Origin of the sequence: Streptomyces sp. NPDC015144 (genome assembly GCF_043079735.1) — a bacterium.
In the GTDB taxonomy this organism is placed as follows: Bacteria; Actinomycetota; Actinomycetes; order Streptomycetales; family Streptomycetaceae; genus Streptomyces.
Genome location: NZ_JBIBUU010000005.1, coordinates 149,613 through 159,988 on the forward strand (window position 1 = coordinate 149,613; position 10,376 = coordinate 159,988).

10 protein-coding genes are annotated in these 10,376 nt (G+C 70.1%); 3 read left to right on the forward strand and 7 right to left on the reverse strand.

Annotation, left to right across the window (positions count from 1 at the left end):
• Window positions 1-158 precede the first annotated feature (158 nt).
• Window positions 159-1,715, forward strand: coding sequence for an ABC transporter substrate-binding protein (locus ACF08W_RS11465; RefSeq protein ID WP_385208487.1), 1,557 nt, complete (start codon window positions 159-161; stop codon window positions 1,713-1,715).
• A 94-nt stretch (window positions 1,716-1,809) separates the two neighbouring features.
• Here ACF08W_RS11465 and ACF08W_RS11470 read toward each other — a convergent pair whose 3' ends face one another.
• The 7 genes from ACF08W_RS11470 to ACF08W_RS11500 all read right to left on the reverse strand — a co-directional run bounded on the left by ACF08W_RS11470 (window position 1,810) and on the right by ACF08W_RS11500 (window position 7,466).
• A complete protein-coding gene (locus tag ACF08W_RS11470; protein WP_392279131.1) occupies window positions 1,810-2,538 on the reverse strand; it encodes a TetR family transcriptional regulator in 729 nt (242 codons plus the stop codon).
• Window positions 2,539-2,587: 49 nt separating this feature from the next.
• The gene (locus ACF08W_RS11475) at window positions 2,588-3,109 is read right to left on the reverse strand and encodes a hypothetical protein (RefSeq protein WP_352273531.1); all 522 of its coding nucleotides are present in this window, start codon (window positions 3,107-3,109) and stop codon (window positions 2,588-2,590) included.
• A gap of 206 nt (window positions 3,110-3,315) precedes the next feature.
• Entirely contained in the window at window positions 3,316-4,074 is a 759-nt protein-coding gene (locus tag ACF08W_RS11480) for a succinate dehydrogenase iron-sulfur subunit (protein WP_352273530.1), read from the reverse strand.
• On the reverse strand, window positions 4,074-5,828 hold the full coding sequence (sdhA, locus tag ACF08W_RS11485) for a succinate dehydrogenase flavoprotein subunit (protein ID WP_352273529.1): 1,755 nt from the start codon (window positions 5,826-5,828) through the stop codon (window positions 4,074-4,076). Before sdhA ends, ACF08W_RS11480 begins: the two co-directional genes overlap by 1 nt.
• A 29-nt stretch (window positions 5,829-5,857) precedes the next feature.
• Window positions 5,858-6,334: a succinate dehydrogenase hydrophobic membrane anchor subunit gene (locus ACF08W_RS11490; protein WP_352273528.1), complete on the reverse strand. Its 477-nt coding sequence runs from the start codon at window positions 6,332-6,334 to the stop codon at window positions 5,858-5,860.
• Window positions 6,335-6,339: 5 nt separating this feature from the next.
• The gene (sdhC, locus tag ACF08W_RS11495) at window positions 6,340-6,720 is read right to left on the reverse strand and encodes a succinate dehydrogenase, cytochrome b556 subunit (protein ID WP_266913134.1); all 381 of its coding nucleotides are present in this window, start codon (window positions 6,718-6,720) and stop codon (window positions 6,340-6,342) included.
• A 227-nt stretch (window positions 6,721-6,947) separates the two neighbouring features.
• Window positions 6,948-7,466, reverse strand: coding sequence for a 2-oxo-4-hydroxy-4-carboxy-5-ureidoimidazoline decarboxylase (locus ACF08W_RS11500; protein WP_352273527.1), 519 nt, complete (start codon window positions 7,464-7,466; stop codon window positions 6,948-6,950).
• Window positions 7,467-7,843: 377 nt separating this feature from the next.
• Between ACF08W_RS11500 and ACF08W_RS11505 the strand changes: the two genes are divergently transcribed.
• Together ACF08W_RS11505 and ACF08W_RS11510 are read left to right on the forward strand one after the other, a co-directional pair.
• Complete coding sequence (locus tag ACF08W_RS11505) at window positions 7,844-9,433, forward strand: glycoside hydrolase family 20 protein (protein ID WP_392279132.1); 1,590 nt, start codon at window positions 7,844-7,846, stop codon at window positions 9,431-9,433.
• 129 nt (window positions 9,434-9,562) lie between these two features.
• Window positions 9,563-10,342, forward strand: coding sequence for a DUF4328 domain-containing protein (locus ACF08W_RS11510; protein ID WP_392279133.1), 780 nt, complete (start codon window positions 9,563-9,565; stop codon window positions 10,340-10,342).
• Window positions 10,343-10,376: the final 34 nt, after the last annotated feature.

Consider the following 10,376-nt stretch of genomic DNA (forward strand, 5'->3'; position numbering starts at 1 on the left):
TGTGGCACCAAAGGTTTCAACTGCCGAACAAAAGGCTATGAGTCACAGTTTTGGTCTTCCCGATGTGAAAATCGTGTGATTGGGTGAACGCCTGAGCATGCGGTGATGTGCGTTCCTGCGCGCGACACCGAGGTGGGGCGTAAGGGAGAGCACGGCAGATGCGGTCGATCCGGGCACGGATTCTCGCGGTTATCGCGGTTTTGGTCATCGCAGGCGTGGTCGCCTGGCAACTGCTCCCCTCGGACGAGGTGAACAGCGATCCCGTTGGCGTCGGGACGACCGACGAGGTCACCTCGCTCGACCCGGCGGGGGCGTACGACGCCGGCTCCTGGGCGCTGTACAGCAACATCTACCAGTCCCTGCTGACCTTCAAGTCCGGTGCGGTCGTGCCGCAGCCGGACGCCGCCGAGAGCTGCCAGTTCATCGGCCAGAAGCTCCAGACGTACCAGTGCAAGCTCCGTGACGACCTGACGTTCTCCAACGGGCGGAAGATCACCGCCGAGGACGTCAAGTTCTCCATCGAGCGCATGATCAAGATCAAGACGGACGTCGGCCCCTGGGTGCTCTTCCCGAGCCTCAAGAACGTGGTCGCCGAGGGCCGCACCATCACCTTCAACCTCTCCTCGCGCGACGCTACCTTCCCGCAGAAGCTCGCCACCGGCGCCGGTTCGATCGTCGACCGCGAGACCTACCCGGCGGACAAGCTCCGCAAGGGGAACACGGTCGACGGCTCGGGGCCGTTCCTGCTGAAGGCGTACCGGGCGGGCGAGATCGCCGAGCTGGTCCCCAACCCCCGTTACAAGGGCGCGCTGACCAAGACCGGTGTCCCGGTCACCGTGCACTACTACAAGACCCCGGACGACCTCGAGAACGCCTGGAAGGCCAAGAAGGTCGAGGTCACGCACCGCGAGCTGCCGCCGACCACCCTCTCCGAGCTGAACCCCGGCGACCCCGACCTGCGCGTCACCGAGGCGGACAGCGCCGAGATCCGCACCATGGTCTTCAACGTCCGGCCCGGCTCCCCGCTGGCCGACAAGAAGGTCCGGCAGGCCGTCGCCGCGATCGTCGACCGCGGACCGCTGGTGAGCAAGATCTACAAGGGCACGGTGGAGCCGCTCTACTCGCTGATCCCGCAGGGCTACATCGGGCACAGCACCCCGTTCTTCGACGCCTACCCGGCGCCGGACCCGGCGCGCGCCAAGCAGCTCCTCCAGTCCGCCGGCGTGCAGCTCCCGGTGACCATCGATTTCGGCTACCGCGGCGGCAGCGAGGCGTACGACAAGGAGACCCAGGAGCTCCGGCGCCAGCTGGAGGCCGACGGACTGTTCAAGCTGAACATCCACTCGGTCGGCTGGCAGAAGTTCCAGAAGGACTACGCCTCCGGCAAGTTCGACGCGTACACGGTCGGCTGGCTCCCCGACTACCCGGACCCCGACACCTTCAGCCAGCCGCTCGTCGGCGCCGACAACAGCCTCCACAACGGCTACTCCAGCAAGAAGGTGAACACCCTCATCGCCGACACGCTCCAGTACAGCGACCGCGGGCGCACCTCGGCCGACTTCAAGGAGCTCCAGGCGCTGGTCGGCGAGGACGTGCCGCTGCTCCCGCTCTGGCAGAAGAAGGACTACGTCGTCAGCTCGAAGGACGTCTCCGGCTCGCAGTACCTCTCCGACGGCACCGGCATCTGGCGGCTCTGGGAGCTGAAGCACATCTGACGCGTCCGCACGACGCGGCACAGGAGGGGGCGGCCTCCGGCACCGGCCGGGGCCGCCCCCTCCGGCATGTCTCCGGCACCTCCCCGCGCACGCCCTACGCGCCCTGCGTGCCCCGTACGCGCCCTGCCGCGGCGCCGGGCAGGAACTCCTCCAGCACGCCGTGGATCTGCCGCACCAGCGGCCGCAGCAGCCGGAACCGGGTGAGCGCGACGGCCCGGGCGATGATCGGGGTGCCCCGCTCCACCAGGCGGCGGCTGCGCCCGGTGTGCTCCGTGCAGTCGTACACCCAGTACAGCACCAGGCCCATCTGCGACAGCCACATCAACTGCGGCAGCAGCTCCGCCAGTTCGGGGTCGGCCTTGGTGTCCGCCCCGGCCAGGCACTCCCGGTGGATGGAGATCGCCGCCTCCCGGGCCGCCACCGACTCGGCCGAGAACGGGCTGAGCGGGCTCTCCGGGTCGGCGGCGTTCTTGAAGAACTGGGCGGCGAAGCGGTGGTACGGCTCCGCCACGTCCAGCCAGGTGAGCAGCACCCCGCGAAGACGCGACGCGAGATCGCGCTCCCCCTCCAGGACCGGCCGGACGGCCGCCGCGTGTTCCGCGGCGAGCCGGTCGTAGAACCCCTGGACCAGGTGCTCCTTGTTGGTGAAGTAGTAGTAGGCGTTTCCCACGGAGACGCCGGCCTCCTGGGCGATGGCCCGCATCGTCGTCCGGTCGTAGCCGCGCTCCTGGAAGAGCCGCAGCGCCGTTTCGAGGATGAGTGTGCGGGTCTGCTCGCTCCGGGGGGTCCGGGTTTCCTTCACGTCCTTCGCTTCCTTCACCACGATCCCCGAGGGTATCCGGTGCGGGGCGCGCCGACCGTCCGGGCGGACCTCAGATGCTCATCGCCCGAGCGGTGTTGACCTGGGCCATCACCATCGGGAAGGTCTCCGGGCCGAGCGCCGGGAGCATCGTGGAGTGGGTCCGGCCGTCGCTGACCACGGTCACCTGCACGAAGCCGGTCGTCTGCTTCTCCTTCATCAGCAGGAACAGCAGACCGACCAGGCAGAACAGCGCGAAGACGATCGCGAGCACGATCGCCACCGTCGGGATCTTCTCCTCGGTGCGGGTCAGGTCGGTGGCCGTCCACACCGCGCCCTTGAGCGGCATCGAACCGCTCGGGGTGACGATCTGGTCGTTGACCACGGCGATGTCACCGAGGACCAGCGCCGGCATCCCCGCACCCGGCACCCCCGCCCCGGGAAACGCGCCCGGCATCCCCGGCTGCGGCGCCATGCCCTGGCCCGGGTGCGGCGGCACGCCCTGCCCGGCCGGCGGGGGCACGCCCTGGCCGGGCTGCTGGGGCTCCGGACCCCACTTGTACGATTCGTCCGCGTACGGATTCGGATCGCTCAACGTTCCCCGCTCTCGGTCGGTCCTGTGCCCCGGGCCTGCTGCACCGGCGGCGGTGAACCGGTGGCGGGCTCCCGGTTCTGGTTCCGGTTCCGGCGACGGTTCCGCATGACCGTACCGCCAGTGGGGGACGGAACGGCAAGAGGCCCCTTCCCCGCGGTGCCCACCGCGGGGAAGGGGCCTCCTGGCACTGCCGTACCGGTCGGCGGTCAGAAGCGGCGCGTGATCAGCGCCCGCTTGACCTCCTGGATCGCCTTGGTGACCTCGATGCCACGCGGGCAGGCGTCCGTGCAGTTGAACGTGGTGCGGCAACGCCACACGCCGTCACGGTCGTTGAGGATCTCCAGGCGCTGCTCGCCGCCCTCGTCGCGCGAGTCGAAGATGAAGCGGTGCGCGTTGACGATCGCGGCCGGGCCGAAGTACTGGCCGTCGTTCCAGAACACCGGGCACGACGAGGTGCACGCGGCGCACAGGATGCACTTGGTGGTGTCGTCGAAGCGCTCGCGGTCCTCGGGGGACTGCAGGCGCTCGCGGGTCGGCTCGTTCCCCTTGGTGATGAGGAAGGGCATGACGTCGCGGTACGCCTGGAAGAACGGGTCCATGTCGACCACGAGGTCCTTGAGGACCGTGAGGCCCTTGATGGCCTCGATCGTGATCGGCTTCTCCGGGTTGATGTCCTTGATCAGCGTCTTGCAGGCGAGCCTGTTCTTGCCGTTGATCCGCATCGCGTCGGAGCCGCAGATGCCGTGCGCGCAGGAGCGGCGGAACGTCAGCGTCCCGTCCATGTCCCACTTGATCTTGTGAAGGGCGTCGAGGACACGCTCCTTCGGGTCGATCGAGACCTGGAAGTCCTCCCACACGGCCTCGTCGGAGACCTCGGGGTTGAACCTGCGGATACGGAAGGTCGCCGTGATGTACGGCGAGGCGGCGGACTGCGCCTCGACCTTGTCCAGAGTCGGGGTTGCCATCAGTACTTACGCTCCATCGGCTGGTAGCGGGTCTGGACGACGGGCTTGTAGTCGAGCCGGATGGACTCGGTGCCGTCGGCCGCGACCTCGCGGTACGCCATGGTGTGGCGCATGAAGTTGACGTCGTCGCGGTTCGGGTAGTCCTCGCGGTAGTGACCGCCGCGGGACTCCTTGCGGGCCAGCGCGGAGGTCGCCATGACCTCGGCCAGGTCGAGCAGGTTGCCCAGCTCGATGGCCTCCAGCAGGTCCGTGTTGAACCGCTTGCCCTTGTCCTGGATCGACACGTCGAGGTACCGCTTGCGCAGCTCGGCGATCTTGTCCACGGCCGTCTTGATGGTCTGCTCGGTGCGGAACACCATCACGTTGGCGTCCATGCACTCCTGGAGCTCCTGGCGGAGCGCGGCGACGCGCTCGGTGCCCGTGGAGTTCCGCAGCCGCTCGACCTGGTCGACGACCTGCTGCGCCGGGTCCTCGGGAAGCGCGACGAAGTCGCTCTTCTCGGCGTACTCGGCGGCGGCGATGCCCGCGCGGCGTCCGAAGACGTTGATGTCGAGCAGCGAGTTGGTGCCCAGGCGGTTGGCGCCGTGCACGGAGACACAGGCGACCTCGCCGGCGGCGTACAGGCCGGGGACGACGGTGGTGTTGTCGGCCAGCACCTCGCCCTCGACGTTGGTCGGGATGCCGCCCATGGCGTAGTGCGCGGTCGGCTGGATCGGGATCGGGTCCGTGTAGGGCTCGATGCCGAGGTACGTGCGCGCGAACTCGGTGATGTCCGGGAGCTTGGCGTCCAGCTGCTCCGGCGGCAGGTGCGTGAGGTCGAGGTAGACGTGGTCGCCCTCGGGACCGCAGCCGCGGCCCTCACGGATCTCCGTGTAGATGGAGCGGGACACGACGTCACGGGACGCGAGGTCCTTCATGACCGGCGCGTACTTCTCCATGAAGCGCTCGCCGTCCTTGTTGCGGAGGATGCCGCCCTCACCGCGGGCGCCCTCCGTCAGCAGGATGCCCATGCGCCAGATGCCCGTCGGGTGGAACTGGAAGAACTCCATGTCCTCCAGCGGCAGGCCCCGGCGGTAGCAGGCGGCCTGGCCGTCACCGGTCAGGGTGTGCGCGTTCGACGTCACCTTGAAGAACTTGCCGGTGCCGCCCGAGGCGTAGATGACCGACTTCGCCTGGAAGACGTGGATCTCGCCGGTGGCCAGCTCGTAGGCGACGACGCCGGCGGACTTCTTGACGCCGTCCTCCTCGACGACCAGCTGGTCCAGGACGTAGAACTCGTTGAAGAACTCCACGCCCTCCTTGACGCAGTTCTGGTACAGCGTCTGGAGGATCATGTGGCCGGTGCGGTCGCCCGAGTAGCAGGCGCGGCGGACCGGGGCCTCACCGTGGTTGCGGGAGTGACCGCCGAAGCGGCGCTGGTCGATCCGGCCCTCGGGCGTACGGCCGAAGGGCAGGCCCATCTTCTCCAGGTCGAGGACGGCGTCGATGGCCTCCTTCGCCAGGATCTCGGCGGCGTCCTGGTCGACCAGGTAGTCGCCGCCCTTGATCGTGTCGAAGGTGTGCCACTCCCAGTTGTCCTCCTCCACGTTGGCCAGCGCGGCGGCCATGCCGCCCTGCGCGGCGCCCGTGTGGGAGCGGGTGGGGTACAGCTTGGTGAGCACCGCGGTGCGGCTGCGCTTCGTCGACTCGATGGCCGCGCGCATACCGGCGCCGCCGGCGCCGACGATGACGGTGTCGTACTTGTGGATCTGCATGATTTCCTCTGGTCCCTCTGGCCCGGCGCCTAGCGGATGTTCGGGTCGAAGGTGAAGATCACCAGCGTGCCCAGCAGGACGGTGAAGACCGTGGCGGTGTACAGGAGCATCTTCAGCCAGAAGCGGGTGTTGTCCCGTTCGGCGTAGTCGTTGATGACCGTACGGAGACCGTTGGCGCCGTGCAGCATGGCCAGCCACAGCATCCCGAGGTCCCACAGCTGCCAGAACGGCGAGGCCCAGCGGCCCGCGACGAAGGCGAAGCCGATCTTGGACACGCCGCCGTCCAGCACGAGCTGGATCAGCAGGTGGCCCAGGACCAGGACGACCAGGACGATGCCCGACAGGCGCATGAAGAGCCAGGCGTACATCTCGAAGTTGGTGCGCGAACCCTTGGGGGTCTTGTCGGTGCGCTTGCGCGGCGGCTCGATGACCGGGGCGGGGTTGTCGACGTCGTACAGGGAGACACCCTCGACGGAGCCGATCGCGGCGGAGGACTCGGTGGACATGGGCCTCAGCTCCCGAAGACTGCGCGTACGGCGTGACCGAGGACCGGGTACAGCGCCCCGACCATCAGCACGATCCAGATGCCCACGACCGACCAGAGCATCTGCTTCTGGTAGCGCGGGCCCTTGGCCCAGAAGTCCACGGCGACGATGCGCAGACCGTTCAGCGCGTGGAAGAGAATCGCGGCCACCAGGCCGTATTCCAGCAGTGCGACGATCGGCGTCTTGTACGTGGCCACGACGTCGTCATAGGCCTCGGGGGAGACGCGGACGAGAGCGGTGTCCAGGACGTGTACGAACAGGAAGAAGAAAATGAGGACACCGGTGACTCGATGAGCCACCCAGGACCACATGCCTTCCCGGCCGCGGTACAGCGTTCCAGCCGGCACGGAAGAACCCTCCGGGAGCGGGGATTGGGGTCGGCCGGCTTGACTGTCGGTCTGACCCGGCCGGGTACGGTCCACCGGCCCCGGCCATCGTAGCGACGCATTGTCGGTTCGTTCGCGCGGGGGCCCGCGGTGTGATCAAAGTGGCAATCAAACAGGCACGGACGGGCTAGAACGGACCGCTCGGCCCGGCAAACCGGTCACCTGACCGGTCCGTCGATGCCATTCCGTTACGAACCCGATACCAGGTCGATGATGCGGCCCCGGGCGAGTCGGCGCATCTCGTCGGCGCTGACGACCCGCTCCTGGTCGTGCTCGTGGCCCAGCCGGGCCCGGATCCCGGCGAGCACCTGGTCCGGCTGCTCGGCCGGCTCCAGCCCGTCCAGGCACATCACGAAGACATGGCCGAACCGCGACTCGTACGCGGCGTGCGCGGCCCGCAGGGCCAGATGGGCGGAGTGCGGCGCGCCGTCGTGCAGACCGGGGGAGACCTCGGCGGCGAGCGCCTCGGAGAGGTCCGCGGGAGCGAGGTCGTACCCCGCCTCGTCGGCCGCGGCGAGCAGCGAGTCCAGATCGGGGTAGGGGCGGTGGGCGGTCAGCCGCTGCGCCCAGCGGTGGCTTCCGCAGCAGTCCATCAGGGCGGCCTCGGCCTCCGCGGGCGGCACCGTGTTGAACACGTCGAGCCCGGGGGCGGAGCCGGGGCCGGAACTCTGGGCGGGTACGGCCGTCCGGGTGGCCGGTTGACGCAATTGCTCCGGGAGGCCGGCGCGGGGTTCGCTGGACCTGGACAGCGTGGGCTCCTCGGATCAGCGGCATCTGTGACCCTGGGGCGGTGGCGGCGGAGGGGACCGGGCAGATGCGGGACGAAGGGGGCGAAGGGAGATACGAATGGTTCTCAAAGCTAGCGATCAGGGGCAACGCACGTCCGACAAATGCGCGAACTTCACCCGGACGGGAGAGTTTCGGAACGTCCGGTGAACCGTAGACCAGGAGGGCGGAGAAGCTGTCCGCCCGGCGCCGCCCGGCGTTTCGCCCGGACGGCCCCCGCGCACCCGTACACCCGTCCACCCGGTGCTCCCCGCACCCTCGCCCCCCACACTCCCGCAGACAACGGAGGACTTTGACGATGTCGCCCTCACGCGGCGCGCTCGTGGCCGGTACGGCCCTCACCGCGGCGGCCGCCGCGGTGATCGCGGTCGTCGCCTGGCCGGAGGGCTCCGGTGCCGGACCCGCCGGCCGGGAGACGGACGTACGGGTCGCCACCCCCACGCCCACCCGCAGCTACCCGCTCTCCACCGCGCCCCGCACCATCCCCGCCGTCCGGGAGCACCGCCCGGCCCACGGCCCCGGCTGGCGCCCCGGCCCGGACGGCGGGGTCGTCGTCGCGGGCGGCAGCGGGGCGCTCGCCGACGAGGGGCGGCTGCTGGCCGGCGAGCTGAAGATCCACTACCGGGGCGAGGTGCCCGCCCGCGCGGGCGACGTGGAGCTGGCCCTCGCCCCGGGCGGCGCCCCCGAGTCGTACACCCTCGGCGTCCGCGACGGGCGGGTCCGGATCAGCGGGCCCGACGAGGCCGGGGTCTTCTACGGGACCCGCACCCTGAAGCAGTCGGTGCGCGCCGACGGCACGATGCCGGAGGGCGAGGTGCGCGACCGCCCCGACCGGCCGCAGCGCGGCCTCAACCTCGACATCGCCCGCAAGCACTACACCGCCGCCTGGATCGAGGACCGGCTGCGCGAGATGGCCGACCTCAAGCTCAACCAGCTCGGCCTGCACTTCTCCGACGACCAGGCCTTCCGCATCGAGTCCCGCACCCATCCCGAGGTGGTGTCGCCCCAGCACCTCACCCAGGCGGAGGTACGGCGGATCCTCGCCCTCGCCGCCCGGCTGCACATCCAGGTCGTCCCGGAGATCGACTCGCCGGGCCACCTCGGCGCGGTCCTCCGCGCCCACCCCGACCTCCAGCTCCGCAACGCGTCGGGGGCGCGGAGCACCGGGTCGCTGGACATCTCCAACCCCGGCTCCGCCAAGCTCGTCGACGAACTCCTCGGCGAGTTCACCGGGCTGTTCACCGGCTCCTACTGGCACCTGGGCGCCGACGAGTACCTCGCGCTGATGGCCCGCGACCCGGCCGCCTCCTACCCGCAGCTCCAGGCCGCCGCCCGGCGGAAGTACGGGGCGGCCGCCTCGATCAAGGACCTGACGACCGGCTGGCTGAACGACCGCGCGGCGGTGGTGCGCCCGCACGGGAAGAAGCCCAAGGCGTGGAACGACGGCTTCTTCCGCGACGGGACCGTCCGCGCCGACAAGGACATCGAGGTCGAGTACTGGACCGGGAAGGAGTACGGGGCCCGCCCGCCGGAGGAGTACCTGCGCGAGGGGCGCCGGGTGGTGAACCTCAACGACGAGTACCTCTACTACGTGCTCGGCCAGCCCAACAACTTCGTCTACCCGACCGGCGAGCGGATCTACGAGCAGTGGACCCCGCTGGTCCTGCGCGGCACCACCCCGGTACCGGCGTCCTACTCCGGGCAGATCCTCGGCGGCCGGTTCGCGGTCTGGGGCGACCTCCCGCAGGCGCGGACCCCGCAGCAGGTGGCCGACGGCATCCAGATGCCGCTGCGCGCCGTCGCCCAGAAACTGTGGGTCCCCGGAAAGCCCGCGCTGAGCTGGGAACGCTTCCGCGCCCTGGCGGACCGGATCGACGCGGCGGGCTGAGCCGCGATTCCGGTGGACAGGGCGGCGCGCAGCGCCTACGTTCCGGAAGTCGTGCGGTCCGGGGAGGGGCGCACGCTTCCGCGTGCGCGCCACGCGTCCGCGTACCGAACCATGGGGGGTTCCGTTTTCATGCTCTGCTCCACCTGCCGTCTCAGACCGCCGGTCACCGGGGGCGGACGCTGCGCGGTCTGCGCCGGTGCCGCGGCGGCCCCGGCCTTCCACGCGCCGCAGCAGTACCTCCGCTCGCCCGAGGGGCTGGCCAAGGCCGTCGTCGTCCTGCTGTCGGTGGTCGCGGCGGCGGACGTGCTCGCCGTGGCCGCGGGGGCGAACATGCGGCGGCTGATCACGGCCGCGATGGCCGACTACGCCTCGGTCAGTGACAAGGAGGCGGAGCTCGCCGACAACCTGTACGCGGGGGCCGGGGGGCTCCAGGCCCTCGCCTTCCTGGCGACCGCGGTCGTCTTCCTCGTCTGGTTCCACCGGGTGCGGCACAACGCGGGGATCTTCGACCGGTCCATGCAGCCGATGCGGCCCGGCTGGGCCATCGGCGGCTGGTTCATCCCGATCGCCAACCTGGTGCTGCCGCGCCGGATCGCGGGCGGCATCTGGACCGCGAGCGCCCAGACCAACACCGACGGCAGCTGGCGCCATGTCCCGGCCACCGTGATGAACCTGTGGTGGGGCGTCTGGATCGGCTCGCTGCTCCTCTCCCGGTTCGCGCAGCGCAGATACATGGCCGCCGAGTCGCCGCAGGAGATCGTGGACGCGGCCGGTCTGGTGATGGCGACCGACGCGCTGGACATCGTGGCCGCCGTGCTCGCCGTCCTCTTCGTCCGCAAGCTCACCCGGATGCAGGGCGAGCGGGCGGCCCTCGGCGTGTACCCGCTCGGCACGGGGCCCGCGGCCTGAACCCGGACCGGACCGGGCGGAGGCGTCCGCGCCC

Coding starts and splice junctions, on each gene's coding strand:
- ACF08W_RS11465 (WP_385208487.1), top strand. CDS start 159: ATGCGGTCGATCCGGGCACGGATTCTCGCGGTTATCGCGGTTTTGGTC.
- ACF08W_RS11480 (WP_352273530.1), bottom strand. CDS start 4,074: ATGGCAACCCCGACTCTGGACAAGGTCGAGGCGCAGTCCGCCGCCTCG.
- sdhA (WP_352273529.1), bottom strand. CDS start 5,828: ATGCAGATCCACAAGTACGACACCGTCATCGTCGGCGCCGGCGGCGCC.
- ACF08W_RS11490 (WP_352273528.1), bottom strand. CDS start 6,334: ATGTCCACCGAGTCCTCCGCCGCGATCGGCTCCGTCGAGGGTGTCTCC.
- ACF08W_RS11505 (WP_392279132.1), top strand. CDS start 7,844: ATGTCGCCCTCACGCGGCGCGCTCGTGGCCGGTACGGCCCTCACCGCG.
- ACF08W_RS11510 (WP_392279133.1), top strand. CDS start 9,563: ATGCTCTGCTCCACCTGCCGTCTCAGACCGCCGGTCACCGGGGGCGGA.